This is a genomic window from Ruegeria sp. K5 (assembly GCF_056531805.1).
On the sequence record NZ_JBQFML010000001.1, the window covers coordinates 1,598,388 to 1,623,378 of the forward strand.

Genomic DNA, 24,991 nt, shown 5'->3' on the forward strand with positions numbered 1-24,991 from the left:
CTGGCCCGGCGTGTCAGGCCGGCGCGTTTAGCTGATGGGGAAAACGAAGAAAGGGCGGGCGAGGGGCCCGCCCTTTCCGATTTGGGCTGCGAACCCGTCAGGTGACGTGGTTCGAGCGGTTGTAGACGTTGAACTTCCCGGTCGGAGCAAACAGCCCCTTCACGCGGCCGATCTCTTCCAGCGTCTTGGCGTCGTAGATCACGATCTCACCGTTCGGTTCTTTCGAGGTCGAGCGGTTCCACTTGGAAACCCAAACCTCGGATCCGTCCTGGTTGAACTCGAAGTGGACGGCGACGTTGCCTTCCTCTTCGGTGATCTGGATCGTTTTCACGATCTCACCGGTTGCCTTGTCGATGACCTGCACCGATTGCTGGATCTCAGGCTCGGGGTGCTTGGTCTGGTCCGCCCAGATGTAATCTGATTCCGGGTGCGTCCGGATGAACAGACCGGGTCCGTCGGTTTCGACCTCATAACAGGTCTGCCATGCCTGATCCGGGTGGCCTTCGGGGTCGTTGCCCCAAACGGTGACCGTACCTTCGCCCAGGTGGGTTGTTCCGGCAACAGGACCGCAGTTCGGATCATCCCAGTTGGCGCCCGGGCCGGGGTGCGGCAGCGGCGCGGTGTCGATCAGAGCTTCCAGCTTGTGGGTCTCGGTATCGACCACAACCATCTTGTTCGACGCGTTTGCGGCGATCTGGAAGTAACGGCCGGTTGGATCGAAGAACCCGTCATGCAGGAACTTGGCGCTGTCGATCTTGTCGATCCGCAGGTTGTCCAGGTCGGTATAGTCCACCTGCCACAACTGACCGAGTTCCTTGACCGCCACGATCCATGTGGGCTCGTTCGGGGTGGTGTAGATTGCGGCCACGCGGGCCTCTTCCACATAATCCCCGTCCACGTTGTAGCCACGGGTCGAGACGACCTTTTTCGGCTCCATCGTGTGGGCGTCGACGATCGCGAAATGCGGCGGCCAATAGGCCCCACCGATCACGTATTTACCGTCACCCGACACGGCCACGTCGCGGGCGTCATAGCCAATGGTCACTTCGGCCACCAGCATGTTTTCCGGGTTCTGCCACAGGTCGATCTTGGTCATCTTGCCGTCGCGGCCCATGGTGTACCAGAAGCGGCCCGGGTTTTCCGGCTCTTCCAGTTTGTGGTGCTCGGACGCTTTCAGCACGTGCACCGCGTAACCGGTCGGAATATGCGCCAGCACTTCCTTGGTGTCGCCGTCGATCACGGCCACCTTGCCCACGTCACGTTCGATGACCACGAAGAAGTTTTCCCAGTTGCGGCCATGCAGCGGCTCGGTCGGGTAATCTTCGGGTTCGACATAGACCTTGCGGGTCGCCATCATCTGTTCAAGCGACATCTCGGGCGGCTTGGGCGGCTCCATCTGGATATAGGTCGCCATATCGCGGATCTCATCCTCGGACATCACGTCCGAGAAGTTGTTCATCCCGCCCTCGGTGCCCCATGCGATGATCTTTTCAAGCCGATCCTGACCCAGTTTCAGGGTCCCGGATTCGGTCACGGTACCATCGGCATTCTTTGTTTTCACCAACGGTTCAAGGCTTTTACCGGTGGCACCCTTGCGCAACACGCCGTGGCAACCGGCGCAGCGTTCAAAGTAAAGTTGCTTGGAAGACTCGAAGGCTTCGTCGCTAAGTGTCGGGCCTTCAGCGAAGGTTGGCGCGGCGACGCTGCCCAGCAGCATCGCCAAACCGACCCCGAAGGCGCGGCCAGTTTTGTTGTAGCTGATTCCAAGTGACATGATCACTCTCCATTTGCTGGTGAGGCAGGTCCAAGGGTGGGACATCACGCGTTTGTCATCCTTGACGAAAGTCAACGCTGCCCCGGCATTTCGTAAACAAAAGCGGAAAAAGGGGCCCCTCAGGCACTTTAAAAAACCTGTGTCTGAGGGTCATATTTTCCGCAGCTTTTGATTTTGGTTAAGTCGCGGTCAGGAGCGCATTGCTAGGGCTTGGAAAACACCAAGGAGAGCAGCAATGCCCGCAATCATCACACGCGTTTTTGGTGAAGGGTTCCGTGTATTTTTTCTGTCGGCCGGTCTTTATGGCCTGTTTGTCGGTCTGGTCTGGGGCCTGTGGCTGACAGTGCCCTATCTGGCGCCGGAATACGGCATGACGCCGCCCATGTGGCACGCGCATGAGATGATCTTTGGCTATGCAACGGCGGCGCTTGGCGGGTTTTTCCTGACCGCCGTCCCGAACTGGACCGGCGCGCCGGACGCGCGCGCGCGGTTCATAACCCTGGCTGCAGGTCTGTGGCTGGCCGGTCGGATGGCGATGTGGTTTTCGGGGGCTCTGCCTGCGGCGCTGGTGGCTGTGGTCGATCTGGCCTTTGTACCGATTCTGGCCGCCAAGATCCTGACGCAGCTGATCAAACGTCCGAAACCGCAGAACATGGTCTTTCTGGTTCTGCTCAGCCTAATCTGGGTGGCGGATCTGATGACTCATCTGGAATGGATGGGGATCACCAACGACACGCTGCAAACCGGGCTTCGGGCCGGGCTTCTGACCCTGTGTGCGATGATCGCCATATTGGGCGGGCGTATCACGCCGGCCTTCACGCGCAACGCGATGAAGCGCGCAGGCGTGCCCGAGGTCAACTGGCCGGTCTCGGCCCCGACATTCGACAAGGCAGGAATCGCCTTGGCCTTGCTGGTGCCGCTCTGTGCCTTGGTCCTGGGGGTCGGGCCGGTGGCAGGCGGGTTGGCGCTGGTTTTGGGCGTTGTGCAGATTATGCGCATGGCCCGCTGGCGCGCGGTCTGGGCGGCCCGGCAACCGATTCTGCTGGCGCTGCATCTGGGGCTGGCCATGCTGGCGCTGGGTCTGATCCTTTGGGGGCTGGCGGTTCTGGGCCTTGGGAACGAGGTCGCCGCCCTGCATGTTTTGGGCATCGGCTGCGTCGGTGGCATGACCCTTGCGGTCATGAGCCGCGCCGCGCTGGGGCATAGCGGGCGGGCGCTGGTTGCGCCTGCGCCGATGGTTGTGGCCTATGGGCTGATGGCGGTGGCTGCTTTGTCGCGCTGGGTCGGGGCCGAAATGAATGCCGGGTATCTGGTGGCGATGCTTTTGTCCGACGGTCTCTGGGTCGCGGCTTTTGCGCTGTATCTTGTCGCCATGTGGCCCGCATTAACCGGCCCGAAGGCCGCCAAATCAGGCTGATCCGACTTCCTTTCCATAGTCTTGACTTTCGTTAAGGAGCCACCGCGCCCTTACCGCCATTGTGACCAGACTAGCTAATCTGCGCAAAGGAGAGCGCGATGCGAGAAGTCATGACAAAGAGCATGGCCCGCAATATTTTCTATGGCGGGTCCCTGTTCTTCATCCTCATCTTTCTGGCCCTGTCGGCCCATTCCCACCTGTATATCGTGCGATCCGAAAACGCGGCGAAGCTTGATGAAAGCGTGGTGCGGGGCAAGCACGTCTGGGAAAAACACGCCTGTATCAACTGTCACACGATCCTGGGTGAAGGCGCTTACTTTGCGCCCGAAGTTGCGAACGTGATGACCCGATGGGGCGTGCTGGACGACCCGGAATCAGCCTTTGAGGCGCTCAAGGGCTGGATGGAGGCGCAGCCGACCGGAATTCCCGGTCGTCGGCAGATGCCCAATTTCAACCTCAGCGACGAAGAGCTTCGTGACCTGACCAACTTCCTGATCTGGACGGACAATATCGACGCTCAGGGCTGGCCGCCCAACGAGGCGGGCTGAGAAAGGGAACGGAGCAATGAAATACGAAACCCAAAAAATCGCCTATGCCTACTTTGCAGTAGCCATGGCCCTGTTTGCGATACAGGTTCTGGGCGGCCTTCTGGCCGGTCTGATCTATGTGTCGCCCAACTTCCTGAGCGAGCTTCTGCCGTTCAACATCGTGCGGATGCTGCACACCAACTCTCTGATCGTCTGGTTGATCCTGGGCTTCTTCGGGGCGGCCTACTTTCTGATCCCGGAAGAAGCCGAACGCGAGATCCATTCGCCCAAGCTGGCCTATCTGCAGCTGATCATCCTTGTGGTCGGTACGCTGGGCGTGGTTGTGACCTATGTGTTCAACCTGTTCGAAGGCAACTGGCTGCTGGGCAAAGAGGGGCGCGAGTTCCTTGAACAGCCCAAATGGGTCAAGGCCGGTATCGTCGTGGCGGCGCTGATCTTCCTTTACAACGTGTCGATGACCGTTCTGAAAGGCAAGAAAACCGCAATTACCAACATCCTTCTGTTGGGTCTTTGGGGTCTGGCGCTGCTGTTCCTGTTTGCCTTCTACAACCCCGGCAACCTGTCCCTGGACAAGCAATACTGGTGGTATGTCGTCCACCTGTGGGTCGAAGGCGTGTGGGAGCTGATCATGGCCTCGATCCTGGCCTACCTGATGCTGAAACTGACCGGTGTTGACCGTGAGGTGGTCGAAAAATGGCTATACGTCATCGTCGCCGCCGCGCTGTTCTCGGGCATCCTTGGGACGGGCCACCACTACTACTGGATCGGTACGCCTGCGTACTGGCAGTGGATCGGGTCCATCTTCTCAAGCCTCGAAGTGATCCCGTTCTTCGCGATGATGGCCTTTGCCTTCGTCATGGTCTGGAAGGGCCGCCGGGACCACCCCAACAAGGCCGCGTTGCTGTGGTCGCTGGGCTGTGCCACGCTCGCCTTCTTTGGGGCCGGTGTCTGGGGCTTCCTGCACACGCTGCACGGGGTGAACTACTATACCCACGGCACGCAGATCACTGCCGCACACGGTCACCTGGCCTTCTATGGTGCCTATGTCTGCCTCAACCTGGCGATCTTCAGCTATGCCATGCCGATCCTCAAGAACCGTGATCCGTATAATCAGGTGCTGAACATGGGCTCGTTCTGGCTGATGACCAGCGGCATGGTCTTCATGACCTTTGTCCTGACCTTCGGCGGAACCGTGCAGACCCATATGCAGCGCGTGGTCGGAGATTACTTCATGGATGTCCAAGACCAGATCGCGATCTTCTACTGGATGCGCTTTGGCTCTGGTGTGGTGGTCGTCTTGGGTGCGCTGCTGTTCATCTACTCGATCTGGGTCCCCCGGAAAGAGATCATTGAACCCGGCGCGGCCGAAACCCCTGCGGAGTGATGGATATGGACGGCTCCATGAAAATGAACGAGGGGGTGGCAAACGCCCCCTTCTACCTCGCTCAAGGCGATGAATGCGATGTGTTCTGCGCTGCTTACAAGAATGATCTGCCGGTCTTGCTGAAAGGTCCGACAGGTTGCGGCAAGACCCGGTTTGTGGCCCATATGGCCGCTCGTCTGGGCCGCCCTCTTTATACCGTGGCCTGCCACGATGACCTTGCCGCCGCCGACCTGATCGGGCGCTACCTGCTGAAAGGTGGCGAGACCGTCTGGGTCGATGGCCCCCTGACCCGGGCGGTGCGCGAGGGCGCGATCTGCTACCTTGATGAAGTGGTCGAGGCCCGCAAGGACGTGACCGTTGTGTTGCACCCGCTGACCGACGACCGGCGCATCCTGCCGATCGACCGCACCGGCGAAGAGCTTGAAGCCGCCCCCGGCTTCATGCTGGTGGCCTCATACAACCCGGGATATCAGAATATCCTGAAAACCCTGAAACCCTCGACCCGGCAGCGGTTCATTTCGCTGGAGTTCGACTTCCCCTCGCCTCAGATGGAGGCCGAGGTCGTCGCACAGGAAAGTGGCCTGCCGCTGGAACGCTGCAAGCCGCTGGTCCGACTGGCCGGCAAGTTGCGCGGGCTGAAGGGTCAGGACCTTGAGGAAGGCGTCTCCACCCGTTTGGTCGTTTATGCCGCGACGCTTATTGCGCAAGGCATGTCCACCGACCGCGCCATCCTTGCCGCCATGATTGAACCTCTGACTGATGACGAGGACATCAAACGCGGGCTCCTCGATCTTGTCACGGCTGTCTTTGGGTGAGGCCGGCCGATGGTCAAGATCGATTTTGAGCCATGGGAACCCGAAGAAACGATCGGGAAACTGTGGCACACCCTTGCCAGCCGCCTCGATGCACCCCAGGTGCATGTTGGAGCCGCGGTCGACCTCTCAGAGGTCGCGGGGCGGCTGGCCGTCCTCTTTCGGGGACTTGGGGGTAGCCCGGGCGTTGAATTGCGCCCGGTCTCACCCGAAATTTCACACCACCGTCTGAACTGGCGCCGCCGTCTGGCGACCGAGGCCGAGATGATGCCGCGCGCCTCATTCGACGGTGAGGTTCTGCGCCTGCCCGACAGCCTGTCGGTTTTCCCCGCGCGCGAGGCCAATGGCGCGCTCTATGTCTGGCTGGCCGCCGCGGCGGCCCATGCCGGAACCCGCATTGACGAGGAAGATCCGCTGCGCGCCGATCTGCGCGCATTGACCGCTGCACAACAGATGATTGACGCGACACTGGAGGACGCGCCGGGCCTGCGCCCGCTTTACGTTGAGCTTTGCAAAGGTCTGCTGCATCACCGCGACGTCCCCGACCTGCCGCCTGTTGAAGCCGCAGTCGAAGACCTGATCCGCAACATGCTGGGCGATCCCGCACCCCTGTCCGACAGGGCCAAGGAATTGCTGGCGCTGGACGCCGATCTGACCGCCCCGCGCGGTTACCAGTCGTTCCGCCCTGTCCCGTTATGGCCGGAACTGCGCGCTGTCGGCTTCTCTGAACACAATGAGGTCGAAAACCCCGAAACCGAAGGCCCGCCCGAGGAATCGGGCGAGAAAACCCACCGCGCCCGCCGCCGCAAATCCGATCAGGCGAGCCGCAGTGACAGTTTTATCCTGCACAAGTTCGAAGCCATCCTAAGCTGGGCCGAGTTCCTGAACATCAACCGGCGCATCGACGATGACGACCCCGACAACGCCAAAAAGGCCGCCGACGATCAGGAAGAGATCGGGCTGGGCCAGATCTCCAAAGCGCCGCCGACGCGGTTGAAACTGCATCTGGATTTGGCTCCGGAGGATGTGAATCGCGAGCGTCTGTCGGGCCGTATCCTGTACCCTGAATGGGATGTACGCACCGGCCAGTACCTGCCGGATCACGTCAACGTCCTGCTCTCGGACGCCGATATTCGCGAGGATGCCGCCGAGTTTGGCAAAGACCCAGCCACCGCCCCTCGCATTCGCGCCGTCAAACGCCAGTTCGAAGCGCTGCGCCCCGGTCGCGTGATGACACGCGGCCATCTGGACGGCGATCAGCTGGACATCGAAGCCGCAGTGCGTGCGCAAGCGGACCGGCATGCCAGTGGCGAAGGCAACGAACGTGTCTGGATGCAATCCCGCCCCGAGGCACGCGATCTGGCAGTGTCCATCCTGCTGGATGTCAGCCGATCCACTGAAAGCGCCGTCACGGGCCGCGCCGTGATCGACATCGAGCGTGAAGCACTGGCCGCGCTTGCCTGGGGCCTGAATGCCTGCGGCGACGATTTCGCCATCCATGCCTTCAGCTCGCTGAAACGCCAGCGCGTCTATGTGCAGCGCTGCAAACGGTTTGACGAGCCGATGGGCACCAAGGTTGAACAACGCATCGCGTCGCTGCGCCCGGGCCACTACACCAGGCTGGGCGCGGCGATCCGCCATTGCTCTGCCGATCTGGCGGCGCAGTCGCGCAAACGCCGCTTGCTGCTGGTCATCACCGACGGCAAGCCCAACGATCTGGACCATTACGAAGGCCGCCACGGGATCGAAGACACCTGCATGGCCGTTCGCGAAGCGCGCCGGACCGGGCATTCGGTCTTTGGCGTCACCATCGACAAGACCGGCAAAAGCTGGTTCCCACGCATGTTCGGACAGGGTGGTTTCGCGGTCATCCCCGACCCGCACCGCCTGACCATGGCGTTGCCGCAGATCTACCGCCAACTGGTCGGCGCATGAGCGACGCCTCTCTGATCGACGAGCTTCCGGGCGAGTTGCTGATGTGGGTGCTGATTATCTCGGAACTGCTGGTGTTCGGCGCGGGCCTGATCGCCTTCATGGGCGTCCGCCTGACCGACCCGGCAGGATTTGCCGAGGCGCAATCGCATCTCTATCGCACTGGCGCGGCTTTCAATACCGTGGTCCTTGTGACCTCAGGCTATCTTGCCGCGCTAGCGTTGCGCTGGCGCCGCGCCGAACGCCGCCTCAAATCCCGGCTCGCCCTGACCGGGGCCGCGGCGCTGGGGATCGTGTTCCTGATCATCAAAGGCGTGGAATACACCGGCAAGGCCGCGCAGGGTATCACCTATGAAACCCACCCGTTCTTCCTGTTTTACTATCTGCTGACCGGCTTTCACGCCGCCCATGTCCTGGCGGGGGTCGCGATTCTGCTGCTGGTCGCCTGGCGCGATGATCCAAACAACATCGAGGCGGGGGCACAGTTCTGGCACATGGTCGACCTGGTCTGGATCATGCTGTTCCCCGTGATCTACCTGCTGGGATAAGCGAGATGCCCCTGTCTTCTTCTCGTTCCAAAAACGGCCGCCGGAGGCGTCCCGACCCTTTGACCCGCGCCTGGCTTGGCCTGCTGGCGCTCAGCCTTGCGTCGGCGCTGCTGACCCTGCTGCACAGCCCAAAGGTGGTGGCTGCCGGTGTGCTGGTTCTCGCCCTGATCAAAACGCGGCTGATCCTCGCGCTATACCTTGATCTGGCCCACAGCCCAAACTGGCTACGCGGGTTCACCATGGTTCTCACCATCTTCTCGCTGTTGATCTTTGGCCTCTACCTGATCTGAAAAAAGCCGCCCCCGACAGGGACGGCAGTCTGCAAAGCAAAGGGAGGCTTTGTTTATTGGGCTGCCATCGGCATCCTCGCGATCTGACAGCGCTGCCAAAGGACTGACAACGCCCCCACCAGATGGTCGATATCTTCATCGGTATGAACCGGTGACGGCGTGATCCGCAGACGTTCGGTTCCTTTCGGGACCGTGGGATAGTTGATAGGTTGGATATAGATGCCAAACTCCTCCAGCAGCGTGTCCGAGATGAACTTGCACTTCACCGGATCGCCCACCATCACCGGGATGATGTGGCTGAGGTTGGGAAGATGTGGAATGCCCTCGGCATCCAGCCGCGCGCGGACCTGGGCCACGCGGGCCTTTTGCAGGTCACGTTCGGCATTCGACTGTTTCAAATGCCGGATCGAGGCGGCAGCCCCGGCGGCAATCGACGGGGGCAAAGCGGTTGTAAAGATGAACCCGCTGGCAAAACTGCGCACGAAATCGCACAGCGCGGCTGAGGCCGCAATGTATCCGCCGACCACACCAAAGGCTTTGCCCAGTGTCCCTTCGATCACGGTCAGGCGATCCATCAGGCCTTCGCGTTCAGCGATTCCGCCGCCGCGCGGGCCGTACAAACCAACGGCGTGCACCTCGTCCAGATAGGTCATCGCGCCGTATTTGTCGGCCAGATCGCAGATTTCCTTGATGGGGGCGATGTCACCATCCATTGAATAGACCGATTCAAAGGCAATCATCTTTGGCGCATCCGGGTCTGCAGCGGCCAGTTTCGCCTCAAGGTCTTCCAGATCGTTGTGTTTCCAGATCACCTTTTGCGCCCGTGAATGGCGGATGCCTTCTATCATCGAAGCGTGGTTCAGTGCGTCCGAAAACACGATCAGTCCGGGGATTTTCGCCGCCAGTGTCCCCAGCGCGGCCCAGTTTGACACATAGCCCGAGGTAAACAGCAGCGCGGCTTCCTTGCCGTGCAGATCGGCCAGTTCGGCCTCAAGCAGCACATGATCATGGGTGGTGCCGGATATGTTCCGCGTCCCGCCCGCGCCCGCGCCGTAGCGGTCCAGGGCGTCGTGCATTGCCGAAATCACCGCCGGGTTTTGGCCCATTCCAAGATAGTCGTTCGAACACCAGATCCGAACGTCCCGCTGGACCGGCCCATCGGTTTGGCGCGCATTCGGGAAAGACCCGCAGCGGCGTTGCAAATCGATGAAGACGCGATAGTTGCCTTCGTCCCGAAGGTCATCAAGGCTCTGGGTAAAGAATCGCTCGTAGTCCATGTTGCGGGCTCCCCGGATTACTGGCTTTGGATCAAGCGTAAGGCAGCGGCGCGTACCGCAACATGACAATTGTCAAGTGGCGCAGGCTTTAACAGAGCAGACCCGCGCCCAGTTTGATATAGCTTAAGGACAGGGTGATCTGGCCGTGCTTGAAGGGCGGCGGGAAAGACACGGGGTATATTCATGTCGCATGAGCCACAAAAGGCAATCGCGCGCCAGTCGCTGCTGCTGCGCAGTTTACCGGATCAGCATGTGGAAACACTGCTGAGCCACGCGATCTGGCGTCAGTATGATCGGGGTGAGACAATATTTTTGCAGGAAGAGACCGCGCAGGCCGTTCACGTGGTGCTGGCCGGATGGGTCAAGCTGTTCCGCATGACCCCAACCGGCGCCGAGGCGGTCGTGAGCGTTTTCAAACGCGGCGACAGTTTTGGCGAGGCCGTCGCCCTGCGCAACGTGCCGTACCCGGTCTCGGCCGAGGCTGTTTCGACCTGCGAGGTGATGCATATTCCCAGCCCGATCCTGATCTCATTGATGAAAGAGGATCCCGAAATCGGAATCTCGATCCTGGCGTCAACTTTTACACATCTGCATTCACTGGTGGCCCAGCTTGAACAACTGAAGGCGCAGACTGGCGCGCAGCGCGTGGCCGAATTTCTGCTGAACCTGTGTGATTGCGATGCGGGCGAATGTGATGTGTCCTTGCCCTATGACAAAATGCTGATCGCGGGCCGTCTGGGAATGAAGCCCGAAAGCCTGAGCCGCGCCTTTTCGCGGCTCAAGACAGTGGGCGTAAAAATCAACCGCAACCATGCCGAGATCTCGGACATCGACGCTTTGCGAAAATATGTTGAAGACGAGCCTTACAGCGGGAAGTCCTGGTAAGCGGATTTCCCTCGTGGGATCGGGATTACCGAACTGAGTTACCGGATTTATTTGCCGTCATCTTTCAGTGCCGCGACCTCTGTGCGTAGTTTCTTCACCTCAGCCAGCAGCTCGATCACGTTCCTGTCGACGATGTCGGTTTCACTGCGGACCAGCTCGCGCAGGCGCGAGAATTCCTGGCCTGCTTCGTCTTCAACCGCCGACTGCATGGTGTTGACCAGCAGACCGATGAACAGGTTCAGAACCGAAAACGCGGTGATGACGATAAAGGGCACAAAGAAAATCCAGGCGGTCGGGTGTTCTTCCATCACCGGGCGCACGATGCCCATTGACCAGCTTTCCAGCGTCATGATCTGGAACAGCGTGTAAAGAGACCGCCCCAACGTTCCGAACCATTCCGGGAAATCCGGTCCATACATCAGTGTTGCCATGACTGCGAAGACATAGAACACAATCGAGATCATGATGATCACCGCGCCCATACCCGGCAGCGCGTCCAAAAGGGCTTTCACCACAGCGCGCATCTGGGGAATGACTGACAGCAGACGCATTGCCCGGATGACGCGCAGCCCCCGCAGGGCGGACAGGCCCTCGCGTTCCGGCAACAGCCCGACGCAGACCACAACCAGGTCAAAAATGTTCCAGGCGTTTCGGAAAAATTCCAGCCGATAGGCAAAGAGTTTCAGCAACAATTCGGCCACGAATATGAACAGGACGATCTTGTCCAGCAGCGCCAGCGCCGGGCCGACACTGTCCTTGACCCAGTCAGACGTGGACAACCCTAGCGTGATCGCGTTGAAAATGATCAGGCCGAGAATGACATTCGTGACCACGGGCAATTCGACAAAGATACGGGCTTTGTCGCGCAGGCTCATTGTCGATGTAGCTTCCACCTTACCAGGACTCCTGAAACTTGTACCGGGATGCGTATATCCAAAGCTTTGGGTCGGTTGTCGATCAGATGAAAGACGCCTGACGTGGTCGTGATTGGCGGTTACCGTCTTTGCATTTCAGCAAGGGTCAATTGTGACAACTCGCTCTCGGCGTGTTGATCTTGCGAGGGTTGCAACCGGTGTGCGATCCGCGCGATTGGGTCATTCATGATGATGTTTTTAACAAGTATACAGGCGTTGCGCCTTTGGGTGATCAGGCGACGGCCCTCGGTTTTGGGGGCTGCGGCCCTGGGTTTGATGGTGACTTGGGTGGGTGGTACCGCGCTGGCGCAGACTGCATCCAACCTTGCCCCATCCACCTTTCAGCCGCAGAATCAGCGCAGCACAGGGCCGGTCACCGTTGCCCGCGATCCCGGAGCCCCGGCACCGGCGGGTGCGGATCAGTTGTTTGTCACAATTGGGCAGGTTGAGATCGAAGGGGCGTTGCCTCAGCTATCCGGCGCGAATGAGGCCTTCGTCGAAAACCTGCGCGGGAAGCGTGTTGCGGTATCCGAGATATTCGGGGCCACCCGACGTTTGGAAAACGCATATACAACCGCAGGTTATGCACTTAGCCGCGTGGTCCTGCCGCAGCAAACCCTGCTGGATGGGGGAACGTTGCGGATCGTGGTGATCGACGGTTTTGTCGAGCGCATAGATGCATCCCGTGTTCCCGAGCCCGCCCGGGCGCGGGTTCAGGCGGTGACAAACCCGCTGATCGGACAGCGCGGTATCCTGCTGAACGACATCGAACGCGCCTTGTTGCTGGCCGGGGATACCTTTGGCATCCGTTTGTCTTCGACCTTGTCACAAGGCGACAGCCGGGGCGGCACTGTTCTGACGCTGGATGGTGAGTTTCGCACCTTCACCGGGTCTTTCGGGTTCGACAATTCGCTATCGGACACGCTGGGACCGGTCAATCTGAATGCAGGGGTCGAGGCCAACGGCCTGCTGGGTCTGGGTGAGACCTTCTATTTCCGCGCGGGCGGCGCGCCGGATCGGTTTTTCTCGACCGATTCGCAATATCGGATTCTGGCCGCCGGGGCGGTTATCCCAATCGGGATCAATGGTCTGACCTTCAACGCCGAGGTGACGACAAGCGACACCCTTCCGGACGCGGATCTTTTGCCCAGCAGCAGCAATTTTGACCGCCTGTCGCTGCGGCTTTTCTATCCGTGGATACGCTCGCGCCGGGTCAACCTGTCGTCGCAGCTTGTTCTGGACCGGGTAAGCGATTCGCAGGATCTGGTCATCGGCGCGGCGTCCCTGCCGATCTTTGAAGATGATCTAAGCATTCTGCGCGCCTCGCTGGACGGTACGTGGCAGTTCGAGAACGGGTCATCCCTGACGGGCAACGCCACCTTGTCGCGGGGCCTGGACGCCTTCGGGGCCAGCGCCTCGGTCGGGCCGGATGACACGCCGCTGTCGCGGCAGGGCGCAAGCGCGGTCTTTACCAAACTGGTTCTGGGCGCGCGCTACGACCGTCCGCTGGACCGCAACTGGTCTCTCTCGGTGAACGGGCGGATTCAGACCAGCTTTGGCGATCCGCTGGTGACGTCGGAACAATTCAGCATCGCCGGGCCCAGCGAATTGTCCACCTTCGATGCGGGTGAGTTGCGTGGGGATGACGGCTGGGTTCTGCGGGCTGAGCTGGGGCGCAGCCAGCAGACGGCGGTAGCAGGCCTGCCGCTGGTCATCAAACCCTACGTTTTTGGCGCGCATGGCGTTTTGGGTGTTGAACAGCCCACCGTTCTTGAGCAGGGCACGACCCGCGCGTCGTCCTATGGCGTCGGTCTGGACGTTTTTACAATTGAGAATTCGGCCTATCGGTCGGCATCGGTACGAGTGGAATATGGAAGAGGCGAACGCGATGACTTTGGCGAAGACGGCAACCGGTTCAACATCACTTTCAATCGCAGGTTCTAGCACCGTCATGAAACAGATTACGACAGGTTTCTGGTGTTCGGCAACCGCCCTGTTATGGGCGACGACCGCCTTGGCGCAGGCATTGCCCACAGGTGGATCGGTGGTTGCGGGGTCCGCGACTCTAAGCCAGCCCAGCAATACCCAGCTGAACATCAATCAGAATTCGAACGCGGCCATTGTCAATTTCAACAGCTTCTCAATCGGTGAAGGCGCGCGGGTCGACATCAACCAACCCGGCGCTGCCAGCGTGTTTCTGGGGCGTGTAACCGGTGACACCACCAGCCAGATCCACGGGCAACTGAACGCCAACGGGCAGGTGCATCTGGTCAATCCGAACGGTATTTTCATTGGTCCGAACGGCAGTGTCAGCACGGCTGGTTTTGTGGCATCCTCGCTGAACATCTCGAACGAGGATTTTCTGAACGGCACCTATCGTTACACGGGCAACGGCAACTCGGCAGCGGTCGAGAATGCGGGGACAATCTCGATCGTGCCGGGGGGCTATGCGGCCCTGATCGGCGGGCGGGTCAGCAATTCGGGCCTGATCCGGGTGCCATTGGGCAAGGTCGGTCTGGGCGCTGGCGAGCAGGTGACGCTGGACGTCTCGGGCGACGGGTTCTTGCAGGTCGCAGTGCCTTCGGACACGGATGACGCCTTGATGGAGGCGCTGGTGTCGAACTCGGGCCGGATCGAGGCCAATGGCGGCAGCGTGCATCTTCAGGCCGCCAGCGCCAGAAACGCGGCGCGTCAGGTCATCAATATGTCCGGCGTGATCGAGGCGCGCTCGGTCTCGGGCCGCTCCGGCGCGGTGGTGCTGGGCGGCAGCGGTGGTGGCGTGCAGGTCAGTGGAACGATTGACACATCGGCATCGGTGGCGCAGGTGGCCAGCTCTCCCAGACCTGTTGCGCGGCCCGGTTCGGGTGGCAGCATCACGATCACGGGTGAAGCGATTGCCCTGACCGGCGCGACGCTCAGGGCCGACGGGCTTGGCGCTGGCGACGGCGGCACCATCCGGGTAGGGGGCGATTATCAGGGCGGCGGCGATTTGCAGACCGCGCAGACCACCTTTGTTGACGCAGGCACCACCCTGTCGGCGGATGCAGGCGACCGGGGTGATGGCGGTCGGGTCATCGTCTGGTCGGATGACTTCACCAATTTCAACGGCACCATCTCGGCCCGGGGTGGGGCAAATGGTGGTGACGGTGGTTTTGCCGAGGTGTCCGGCCTTGTCGACCTGCGCTATCGCGGACTTGCCGATCTGCGCGCGCCGAAGGGTGAGGTGGGGACGCTTCTGCTGGACCCGCAGAACATCACCATACCCGGCACGCTGACCGAAGCCGGGCTGGAGGCGCAGCTGGATCTGGGCAATGTCATTCTGGATACCTCGGACGTAGTTGGCACGGATGACGGCAACATCACGATCAACGCCGATATCGACTGGATATCGACCTCGGACCTGAGGCTGAATGCGGACAACGCCATCACATTCAACGGCGCGATCAATGCACCCAACGGCAGCCTGACCCTGAACGCCCTTGGGGCGGTGGACGGGATCGGGCTGATCTCGACCGGGGCAGGGGGCACCATCGATGTGGGTGCATTCTCGCTGCTGGCGGGGTCGTGGGAACAGGTCTCGGGCACACTTCCGTCCTTTGCTGCGGCGGATTTTTCGATCAGCAGTGGCGCAAGCTTTCTGCGGGCGCTGGCCGGGGATGGCACTGCGGCCAACCCGTTCCAGTTCACGGATGTCTACGGATTGCAGGGCATCGGCAGCGCGGGACGGGGATCCCAGAACTATGAGCTGGCCAACAACATCGACGCTTCGGTCACCGCCGGATGGACGGGCGGGTTTGATCCCATCGGCAACTTCTCGGGCACGCTTGATGGCAATCGCAATATCATCGACGGGCTAGTGATCGATCAGGGAACAGGATCCGGCGGTTTTGTAGATACAAACGACGGCGTGCTGACCGAGTTCCAGTTGACCAACGCAAACGTGACAGTGGGCACCGGCGGCATTGTCGCCAGTTTCAACACCGGAGAGATTTCCGGCGTCGCCGTATCCGGCAGCATAAAGGCAAACAACAACCTTGGTGGCGCGATTGTCGGCGGTCTGGTTGGCAACAACACCGGCACCGTTGTCGACAGTTTCTCGACCGCGTCCGTGAACGCCTTCCTGCCGATTGATGCCAGTGCAAACTTCATTACCGCTGGCGGGTTAGTAGGTTTGAACTTCGGGGATATTGAGCGGTCTCATAGCCTTGGAAATGTAACGGTTGAGGACGAAACTGGATTTGGCGAATTGGTAGGTGGGGGCCTTGTCGGTTCAAACTTTGGGTTGACGCAAGATTCCTACGCTCAAGGGGCGGTCGTAGCTTTGGCTGGGTCCGGTTTGACTTCAGTCGGTGGGTTGGCAGGATCAAATGCCGGAGGCTCGGTCGAGCGATCCTACTCAACCGGTGTCGTGACGACAACGGGTTCTACAAGTGATGAAGTTGGGGGGTTGATCGGCAACAACTCACGTCTAGCCGGCATCGATACACCGGTCTTTGGAACCGTGACCGCATCCTTCTGGGACGTCAACAGCTCGGGCCAGACCGCGAGCGATGGCGGAACAGCCCTTACGACGGCGCAGTTTCAGGACACGCAGGGATTCTTTGACCTGGCATCCGCTCAGGGGTGGGATTTCGACAATGTCTGGGCACCGGGATCAGCCGGGTTCTTGCCTGCCAACTATTCAACCTCGCCGGTGGTGTTTGCCATTCCTGATCCGACCACAGCGATTGCGGGTCAGACGGCGGCAGCGACCACAACCGGAACAGTTTCCGGCGGGCCGTCGCAGTTTCGCTTTGGACCTGACCCTGACACGCTGAATACCTCTCCGATCTTTCAGTCGCTGACATTTGCCAGCCAGAACGTGGGCCCCACGACATTCACCGTTGATACCAGCAACCTGAACAGCGCCAACGGACAAACGTTTCGTGTTGTCGCCCTTGTCGGTAGCGCCACGATTACGCCCGCAATCGGCATTCCGGGCGGCCCCGGCAGCGTTGTTCCACCGCAATTGCCGCCGGTGCCCACCGTGGATGTCACACCAACCGTCGATACGGATATCATCGATGACACCGGCGGTGGGGGAACTGCCGCAAACCCCGGTGTTGGCCCCACAGGGACAACCGATATTGTCGAGGACGTCTCGGCCGATTTTGAGGACGCGATTGCAAGCTGTGAGGCAGCGGATCAGGGCCTGACCCAGTATCTGGACTGTCTGGCCGAAGCTCTGGACGATTTTGCCGGTGAACTGGATTCGATTGCCAATGATCTTCCGGCCGGGTTGGAAGAGGTCGGCGACATCATTCGCGACGCCAGCGCAGGTATCCGCGCCGCCGGGGATGAGGCGAACCGCCGTCTGGCGCTTGCCACCACAGCGGCCCAGCGGGACGCCATTCGCCGCGATGCCGTCAATCAGGCGCGCGCTGCCATTCAAACCGCGCAGACGGAAATCCGAAAGGCCATCACATTGATCCGGGCCAGCGATCCGGAACTGGCAGGGGTCGAGCGGCAACAGATCGACATGCTGGTTGCAGCCGTAGGATCTGCTGAAATCAGCCTGTCCCGCGCGATTGGTCTGTAAACCGAAGGGTCAGCGATCTTGCTGACCCGAGTTTCAGGCACAAAAAAAGCCCGCCCTGATTGGGCGGGCTTTTGTCTGGCTAAAGCAATCAGGCGGCCAGTTGGCCGTCAAGCTCATTCAGAACGGCCAGCAAAGGGGCCTTGATCTTCAAGCTGGATACAAACGGATTGTCTTCCAGAAGCGCGATCAGCGCATTGCCGTCCAGATGGCTGCGTAAACGTTGGATGCAGTGACGGATTTCCGCCTCTGCCGCTTTTCGTTCAGCGCCCTGGGTCTGGTTCCAGACGCCCGCCGCTGCAAACAGATCCGTTTCGATGCTGTCCAGCAGGCCGGTCGCCCCGCCAAAGACGCTTTTGTAATCGTCATTTGCGATGCGGCTGATCCTTGGGTCCGGCTGCTGGGCAAGGGTGGTCATCAGCTTGTCGAAATTCGCGTTGGTGTCAGACCGAAGTTGCACAAGTTTCTTGAAGGTCGCGCTGACCGCCTTGGCATCCGTCTTTGGCTGGTCAGCCGAACCCTGCTTTTTCAACGCCGCCGCCAGACGGGCCATCCCCGCGCGGGCCTTGTCCTGATCTCCGGCCTCGACCAGACCGCCGATGGTTTGCAGCGCCGACAGTAGGGCCTGCGACCGATCAGGGTTTTGCTCGGCAACGGTTTTGGTCATGCGGCTGAGCGTTTCGAATTTCTTCTGCAACTCGCCCAGGTCATCGGAAGCCGGGGTGTCGTCGGCCTCATCAGCTGGAGCGTCAGCCACAGCGCCTTGATCGGCGGTGTCCTGATCTTCATCCTCAAGTTCGTCATCCAGCACCTTGCCGCTGGAATCCAGAATGCGAACCTTGAAGCTTAGCTTGGCGGCTTTCAGAAACTGCCGCAACGCCTTGACGGACGGGCGCTTGGGATCATCCTCGCAGGTGATGACAAGAAACTTGTCTTCCAGTTTGGCAACGCCCCACACAACCGCCTTATTGTCTGAAACCCCCGCGTCGGCCTTGACCGTCTTGCGAAGCTTTTCAGCCTTGGTTGTTGCGTGCAGTTCACACGCACTGTCGGCGACCGCCTTGGCCGGGGCAAATGCGAAATTGAGCGGTTTCGTTTTCGCGATTGCCAATTTGGCCTTTAATTCTTTTATCTGCGCTTTATCCACAGTGATCACTCCACACCGGACGAAATTACGGCACTTTCGGGTGCCGAGACTCATACAGTTCGATCTAAGAGCATATGAGGCGATGCTGCACAATTAAACCTGATATACATTTGCGTGTATTTGGTTACAGGTTTTTTGATCAACAGGTCTGAAACGGGGCCTGTTTTCAGAAAAATTGACAAAATTTGGGTTTGTATTTGACCAAACGGACAACAAATCTTCCGTTTTGATCGGGATTGTTTTTACCTTTTGCGAGGTTACGTAAACCCCTGCGCGGTATGCGGTTCAAGCCTTCGCTGCCTTGGTAACAAATCACACGAAAACTTTGAATTGCTTTAGTTGAATCCCCCTCGGAATACAGTCTACGGGTTATTTAGCCGAAACCGATCCGCATTTGGAATCGGGGCAGGCACGTATTGATGACTGCGTATGGGTCTTGAAAAGGAAAGTGGTGAAAAAGGTTATACTCTCTGAGGTTGTGTAATCTATTTCACATTGCGTTCCAAATTAAAGATCTGGATATGTAAAGGGTAAGAGCCTAAATGCCGGAAACAATGGAATTCCCGACAATGGACCCAAAGCAATTGGACTGGGTTCAGAATTACTACAAATTGCGCGGATGGGCGTTTCCGGACGCCGGACCCGCTGCGTCGGTGGAAACTTCCAGTGAAACCGATGTGCAAGCCGAACAGCCGGTTCGCGAAATCGTGGATCAGGTGCAGGCCGAGTTCACGGTTCAACTGATCGCCAGCGAGCTTGAGCACGCCGAGTCCACCCATGAAGAACTGGCCGAATTGCAAGAGGAATTGCGCGCGCAGGACAGCAACGCGCAGGCGACGGCACAGAACAAATCTCAGGTCGATCTTATCCAGTCGCAGGTGAAGTTGATCAAAAAGCAGCGCGAGGCCGAAGGGAAGCTGATCCCGACATCCGGTCTTGATGACAGCACTCAAGGCATCCTTGCAGAGATGCTGGCCCTGTGCGACCGGAAGCTGGAGATTGCCGAGGCACAGGCGAAACTGGGCGGTTTTGACGAAGCGCAATCCACCTTGACCGATGTGCAACATGATCTGTCCGACATTCGCACAGCCCGTTTGGCGGCGCAGGTTTCGCAGCCCGCGCCGGAACCTTCGGCAGCGCTGAAAGCCCTGTCCGCCAAAACACAAGAGGCCGCGCGCAGCTTGCGTCAGATCGAATTTGTCGGGTTGGCAAAGTCCCTTGAGGCCAAGCTGAAAGACCTGTCGCAAGAGGTCGCGCCTGAAGAACACGCCTATTGGGGAATGCTGGAAGACGAGGTTCAGAAAACCGGCAAGGCCATCGGCGTTCTGACCAAGACCAGCGACCGGATCGGCGTCATTCGCAACAGCCTGGACAAGGAAGGGTTCGATCAGTGGGCGCATAATATCGAAACCGAACTGGCATCCATTCAGGCGCGCGAAGGTCGCACTGTTCTGGGCACTGTCAGCGACCTCAACCTGCTCAAATCCAGCGCCGAGAGATATGAAGAGCAAGCCAAAGGCAAGGAATGGGATGATGCGGAGCTTGAGGCGCTGACGACCGAAGTCCGCGAGCAGTTCGACAAGCTGATCAAACGCGACGACCTTGGCCGGATCGAAACAAAAGACGACAAGACTCATGTCGAGCGCAAGGCCGGCACGTACAAGGATCTGGACCACGATGTCTACGTCCAGATCCCGCGCCGGGGCAACAAGAAGGTCCCGCGGGAAACCGTGCAGGCCGTTTTGGACTCGCTCGAGTTTCTGGACGAATTGCACGCCTCGGGCGTCAAGGGCGTGGACAGCATCGCCAAGCAAGAGTTGGAAAAGGCCAAGGGCATTCTGGATGGGATTGCAAATAACGCCGGTGACTATGCCAAGCTGAAGAAAAAGCTGGCCGATCTGTCGGATAAGATCGACAAACTGGCCTCGGGCCGGACCGCCGGGTTCTACATCGAGGAAAGGCTGCGCCTGGCCGAAAAGGTCAGCAAGCTGAGCGCGGGCTACACCACGATGCCAATCGAAACTGCGAAAACCGAGTTTTCGCAATTGCTGCGCACCGATTTCGAAGAGCTGCACACAAACGCCAAAGAGGCTGAGAAGACCGGGAAGGACTTTGAAACCAAAAGCGCGGCGGTGATCAAGGATTTGGACAGGGTCGCAGCGCTTGTGAATGATGATCTGGTTTCAAAGATCCGGGCAGTTCTGCCGCATGACAAGATCCCGTTCTTCGAACGGCTCGCAAAGTCCAAAGGGGCCGGACCGCTGAAGATCGAGCATGAAGACCTGCTTGAACTGGCAAAAAATGCGCTGACCAAAGAGGATATGTCCGACGCCCTTTCAAAGATGGGCGACCTTAAGAAGAAGACCGCCCGGCAGGCTGAAATCCTCTATGATCTTGCGAAGTTGAAGCAGACGTCTGATTTGAACCACCACGATCAGCAGAAGCTGGACCAGATCACATCTGATTATCTCAAGGATCAGGAAGACCGGCGGAACAACAAGGACAGGGCCAAGGAATTCGCGGCCATGGCCAAACCGCTGAAAGACGAACTGGACGCGATGCTGCGCGACAAGGTCAGCCTCAAGCGCATTCTGGACAAGTTCAAAGGCCATTCCCGTGTCGATCCCGAAACCTTTGATCTGTCCCGGCTGCGGGATCTTCGGGATGAATTGACGGTTCTGGAAAAGCGTTCGATCACCAAGGATGAGTTCGCCAAGAACAAAGAGCGTTTCAACGACCTGCAACAAAGCATGGACTTCATCCGCAGCGAGATCACCGGTTTCCGGGACGATCTGGCGCAGGGGCTGACCACCTATGCCGAACGGTGCATCGGAACCCTTCAGGATGCCGCCGATTTCGTGCGGAACGATTTTGTCACTCAGGTCGATGCGCTGAAAGGCGACGGACAGAATGTGGTGGATCAGGCGGCCTTGCAGCGGTTTGCGAACAACATCTCCTCGCAACTGGTTCTGCAGGGTCTGAAGACCCACACGGACATCATCGCGGATCGGGATCAGGATCTTGCCGCCCGGAAACAGGCGCGCGAACAAGCCCTGCGGCAGGTGCGCCCGCTGCTGGCTCAGATCCGGGGCAATGCGGGCATCCAGCATTACCTCAACCACCCGTTCACCAGCGTTCAGAACAAACTTCACATCGCCGTTGACGAACTGACCCAACTGGAAGTCCGGCTGCTGCAACTGGCGTCCTGAATTTGATGAGACCGGCGTAAAGACCGGAACAAGGAATAGACATGGCTTTTACAGACACTCAGATCAAATGGCTGGAAACCGCACAGGGCAAGGCCGAAGACTTTGAAAAAAGCGCCGAGGCGACGGCCCAGAAAGCGGCGGTCTTGACCGATATCCTGACGAAACTGGATGCGGACAAACAGGGCATCAAAGAGGCACAGGATTTCAAGGTCTCGATGGCACGTCATGCGGGCGTGTTCAAACTGCCGGGCAAGGGCAAGATGGATTGGCTGAACGGCAAGATGATGTCCGAGGTGGACAGCTATGCCGACCTGCCCGACGCAACCGGTGTCACCCCCGAGGTGATGAAGGCGGCAAGTGAATCGCTGGCCAAGATTCTGGACCGCCAGCACGAGATGCAGGACAGCGGCCTGTTCAGCGACGAAGACATCGCCCGCGAATTATGGGCCCCCCTGGTGCGGGAGGGCATCATCCCGTCGAACATCGTGCCCGACGCCTACAGCGAATTCAAAAAGATGTTCGACGGTGCCTCGGAAATTTACGATGCCAAGCTGGATGAATATTCCGACACTGCCTCGAAATTCGAGGACGTTTTCAGGGTCATGGGCATTGCCAAGGACACGATCACGATGGCCTCGACCATTGCCGCGTCCTCAATGACATTTGCCGATTTCGATATCACCGGCCGAAGCCGGGCGGACGGGCGTGAGTTGGAAGCCAAGAACGCCGTTCTGGGCGCAAAGCAAAACGCGCTGATCGACGAAACACGCACCAAGCTGGAACTGCCGGACGACGCTGGCACGTTGACCGTGTTGGCAAAGGCAAAGGAAAACCCCGAACTTGCCAGCGTCGTGACCGAGTTCAACGACATTGACGCCGCCCGCGCCGCCCTGTCCGCAGAGCAATTTTCCGATCCGCGCTGGGTCGCCGGGAAACAGTTGCTGCGCGTGGCCGCCACCAGCCTTGCAACGACCAGTCTGACCGTTGCCGAAAAGGGCGTTCGCTTTGCCGAAAAGCCCGAGAAGGACGTGGGCAAAACCCTGCATTTCGCATCCGACGCCGCAAATGACGTGCTGAGCGGTGTCGTCACCGCCGCACTCAGCGCGGCGGCCACTGCGGACCGGTCGCAGAATGAAGACGGCGGCAATACTCATGATCACCGTCAGGGGTTCAGCGCCGGTCAGGGTGCATTGGCCGCACTGATCAATGGAAACAAGCTGGCGGCTAAAATCCTTCTGGCCGCACAGGCCAAGACGCCCGAGGCGCGCGAAAAGGCGGTCATGAGCATCCTGTCGTCGCTGGGTGACACTCTGGCCGAGGCCGCCGCCGCCACGAACCAGGTGGGCGGCGAGGTAAATTCGGGACTGGCGGATTCAGATCCGACCAAGCACCGCGACGAAAGCATCGGCAGCCATGAAGTAGACAAGGAATTTGACGAACGCCCCTATCTGTCCGGGGTTGTTTCCGAAAGCATCCGCGCCTTTTTCATCATGACCGCAAATGTCGGCGGCGCGTGCAAGGAACTGGCCAAGCCGAACCCGGATTTCAAAATGCTCGCAGGTCATCTGACCGCCGGTCTGGCGCATATCGGGGCCTCGTCCGCAACTGTGAATGGCGAGATGGCGCTTTACCCGGAAAAGGCCTTGCTGTCGGACTCGGAAGCCGAGGATTTGCAGGACAAGTCAATCGAGAAACTTTTGCAACAGCGGCTGGATGTGTCCGGCTCGGCCTTCCAGCTTTCGCCGGGCGAGGCGGGCTTTGCGCCCTTCAGCTATGCCAGCTATTTCGCCGACGTCAATTCGTCGATCAAATCGATGGTTGAGGCGCTGAATGAAAACCATGCCAAACCGGGGGCCAATGAAGCCATCGCCCGCAAGACCAAAGAGGCCACCGAGAAGCTTGAAGCGGAAAAGACCGGCAAGGAACTGGATGCGCTGAAAGCGAAACTGGCCGACAAGGGCAGCCGTGAAGAGTTTCTGGCCAGCATCGAAGAAGAGGCCGATGCCGAATTTCAGCATTTGAAAGACGTCATTGCCGCCGCCACCCCACCTGCAGACCCGAAGGATGAGGCGGCAGTTGAAAAATCGAAGAAGGCGGTGGATGCGCTGATCGCCGAAATCAAGGCGTCGGAGATGAAGATCAAGCTGATCGAGACCATTGCGGCCGGTGGCACCAAGGTCCTGACCCGGCTGTTCCCGGTAACCGGTCTGGCGGATTCACTGCGCCAACTCAGCGTCGATGCTGTTGCCCTGTTGCGGAAAGGCGATGAGCTGAACACATGGCGCAAGAACGCGGCCCTAGCCTCGGCCAGCGGATCAGTCTACGAGGCTGCGGTGAAGGAACGGCTGGAAAACTCCAGCGTTCAACTCAGCCAGAAATCCTTCAATGCGTTCTTCTCGGTTCTGGGTGTGGTGTCTCAGGGCACGCGTCTTGGGGATGTAACGGGCGCGGCAACAGGCATTGCGGCGGGAACCTCGATGGCCAAGGCGCTGACGGATTATGGCTACAAGATGTATGATCAGGCCAAAATCCTGCGCGGCTGGAAGCTGTATGTCGATGCCCGCAACAACCCCGGAAACCGCAAGGCGGCCAGAACCGCGATTGCGTGGAACTCGACCCTGGCCAAATGTGTTCTGGCCTATGGCATCGCCATTGTCGGGGATCCCGTGGCCGCTCAGGTCGGGCGGAACTGTGGCCTGACACCGGAAATCCTGGCCTCGGACAAGGATGTGTGTCTGAAGGTGGTGAAGTATTTCGAGACGCTTTACAGCGAAGACCCCGTGGTCCTGCGCAGCGTCCCCAAAGTGTCGGACTGGCACCCCGGAACCCCGGATCTGACGCTGACCTCGTGGCTGAAGTTCAAACGCGCCGCCGCAACCAAGGCCTATCCGCGCCTGTCCAAGGAGAGCTGTCTGACACCGGACATCGATACCCCGATGAAAGCGTTGCACGGCCTGTGCAAATCCGATCCCTTCAAGTTTGAAGAGATCATCGAGGCCCTGCCCGAACAGGAGAAGCCGCAATTTGCCAACGATGTGCAAAAACATCTGCAAGACCTGCATGGCGGGCTGTCGGCTTACCGGCCCAAAACATCGAAGCCCGAAAAGCCCGAGGACCAGCGGTGGGAAGAAGGTGCCCGGCACTACGCCATGGAGGACGTCGCGGATGCGCTGAAAGCGCAGGTGTCGCTGATCCTGCGCGAGGTGAATATTCACGCGGGTCAGCCGGAACCCGAAGCCGCCTGAAGTCAAACATCACGCTGAACGAAAAAGACCCGGT

16 protein-coding genes are annotated in these 24,991 nt (G+C 59.4%); 12 read left to right on the top strand and 4 right to left on the bottom strand.

The window, feature by feature from the left end; translation table 11 throughout:
- Positions 1-97 precede the first annotated feature (97 nt).
- A complete protein-coding gene (locus ACR0MO_RS07775) occupies positions 98-1,774 on the bottom strand; it encodes a cytochrome D1 domain-containing protein (RefSeq protein WP_480890574.1) in 1,677 nt (558 codons plus the stop codon).
- Between the two features lie 235 nt (positions 1,775-2,009).
- Between ACR0MO_RS07775 and ACR0MO_RS07780 the strand changes: the two genes are divergently transcribed.
- The 7 genes from ACR0MO_RS07780 (at position 2,010) to ACR0MO_RS07810 (ending at position 8,705) form a co-directional block, all read left to right on the top strand.
- On the top strand, positions 2,010-3,191 hold the full coding sequence (locus ACR0MO_RS07780) for an NnrS family protein (RefSeq protein WP_480890576.1): 1,182 nt from the start codon (positions 2,010-2,012) through the stop codon (positions 3,189-3,191).
- Positions 3,192-3,289: 98 nt separating this feature from the next.
- Positions 3,290-3,739 carry a c-type cytochrome gene (locus ACR0MO_RS07785; RefSeq protein ID WP_170622465.1) on the top strand — a complete coding sequence of 150 codons (450 nt, stop codon included), beginning with the start codon at positions 3,290-3,292 and terminating at the stop codon, positions 3,737-3,739.
- Positions 3,740-3,755: 16 nt separating this feature from the next.
- Positions 3,756-5,123, top strand: coding sequence for a cbb3-type cytochrome c oxidase subunit I (locus ACR0MO_RS07790; protein ID WP_170630743.1), 1,368 nt, complete (start codon positions 3,756-3,758; stop codon positions 5,121-5,123).
- Between the two features lie 5 nt (positions 5,124-5,128).
- Positions 5,129-5,938 carry a CbbQ/NirQ/NorQ/GpvN family protein gene (locus ACR0MO_RS07795; RefSeq protein ID WP_170622463.1) on the top strand — a complete coding sequence of 270 codons (810 nt, stop codon included), beginning with the start codon at positions 5,129-5,131 and terminating at the stop codon, positions 5,936-5,938.
- A 9-nt stretch (positions 5,939-5,947) separates the two neighbouring features.
- Positions 5,948-7,870 carry a nitric oxide reductase activation protein NorD gene (locus ACR0MO_RS07800; RefSeq protein ID WP_480890580.1) on the top strand — a complete coding sequence of 641 codons (1,923 nt, stop codon included), beginning with the start codon at positions 5,948-5,950 and terminating at the stop codon, positions 7,868-7,870.
- Positions 7,867-8,415 (top strand): cytochrome c oxidase subunit 3, encoded by a 549-nt coding sequence (locus ACR0MO_RS07805; protein ID WP_170622461.1) that lies wholly within the window; start codon positions 7,867-7,869, stop codon positions 8,413-8,415. Before ACR0MO_RS07800 ends, ACR0MO_RS07805 begins: the two co-directional genes overlap by 4 nt.
- A gap of 59 nt (positions 8,416-8,474) precedes the next feature.
- The gene (locus ACR0MO_RS07810) at positions 8,475-8,705 is read left to right on the top strand and encodes a cytochrome C oxidase subunit IV family protein (protein ID WP_480707835.1); all 231 of its coding nucleotides are present in this window, start codon (positions 8,475-8,477) and stop codon (positions 8,703-8,705) included.
- Between the two features lie 53 nt (positions 8,706-8,758).
- Here ACR0MO_RS07810 and hemA read toward each other — a convergent pair whose 3' ends face one another.
- Positions 8,759-9,982: a 5-aminolevulinate synthase gene (gene hemA, locus ACR0MO_RS07815; protein ID WP_480890584.1), complete on the bottom strand. Its 1,224-nt coding sequence runs from the start codon at positions 9,980-9,982 to the stop codon at positions 8,759-8,761.
- A 183-nt stretch (positions 9,983-10,165) separates the two neighbouring features.
- On the opposite strand from hemA, the gene ACR0MO_RS07820 reads away from it, so the two are divergent.
- Positions 10,166-10,867, top strand: a complete 702-nt coding sequence (locus ACR0MO_RS07820; protein WP_170630753.1) for a Crp/Fnr family transcriptional regulator — start codon at positions 10,166-10,168, stop codon at positions 10,865-10,867.
- Positions 10,868-10,914: 47 nt separating this feature from the next.
- On the opposite strand, the gene ACR0MO_RS07825 is transcribed toward ACR0MO_RS07820, so the two are convergent.
- Positions 10,915-11,742 (bottom strand): ion transporter, encoded by an 828-nt coding sequence (locus tag ACR0MO_RS07825; protein WP_170622668.1) that lies wholly within the window; start codon positions 11,740-11,742, stop codon positions 10,915-10,917.
- A 228-nt stretch (positions 11,743-11,970) separates the two neighbouring features.
- On the opposite strand from ACR0MO_RS07825, the gene ACR0MO_RS07830 reads away from it, so the two are divergent.
- Together ACR0MO_RS07830 and ACR0MO_RS07835 are read left to right on the top strand one after the other, a co-directional pair.
- A complete protein-coding gene (locus tag ACR0MO_RS07830; protein ID WP_170622457.1) occupies positions 11,971-13,725 on the top strand; it encodes a ShlB/FhaC/HecB family hemolysin secretion/activation protein in 1,755 nt (584 codons plus the stop codon).
- A 7-nt stretch (positions 13,726-13,732) separates the two neighbouring features.
- A complete protein-coding gene (locus ACR0MO_RS07835; protein ID WP_480890588.1) occupies positions 13,733-17,359 on the top strand; it encodes a two-partner secretion domain-containing protein in 3,627 nt (1,208 codons plus the stop codon).
- Between the two features lie 88 nt (positions 17,360-17,447).
- Here ACR0MO_RS07835 and ACR0MO_RS07840 read toward each other — a convergent pair whose 3' ends face one another.
- Positions 17,448-18,467 carry a hypothetical protein gene (locus tag ACR0MO_RS07840; RefSeq protein ID WP_480890590.1) on the bottom strand — a complete coding sequence of 340 codons (1,020 nt, stop codon included), beginning with the start codon at positions 18,465-18,467 and terminating at the stop codon, positions 17,448-17,450.
- Between the two features lie 578 nt (positions 18,468-19,045).
- On the opposite strand from ACR0MO_RS07840, the gene ACR0MO_RS07845 reads away from it, so the two are divergent.
- Complete coding sequence (locus tag ACR0MO_RS07845) at positions 19,046-21,712, top strand: hypothetical protein (protein ID WP_480890593.1); 2,667 nt, start codon at positions 19,046-19,048, stop codon at positions 21,710-21,712.
- Positions 21,713-21,753: 41 nt separating this feature from the next.
- Entirely contained in the window at positions 21,754-24,957 is a 3,204-nt protein-coding gene (locus tag ACR0MO_RS07850) for a hypothetical protein (protein ID WP_480890596.1), read from the top strand.
- Positions 24,958-24,991 lie beyond the last annotated feature (34 nt).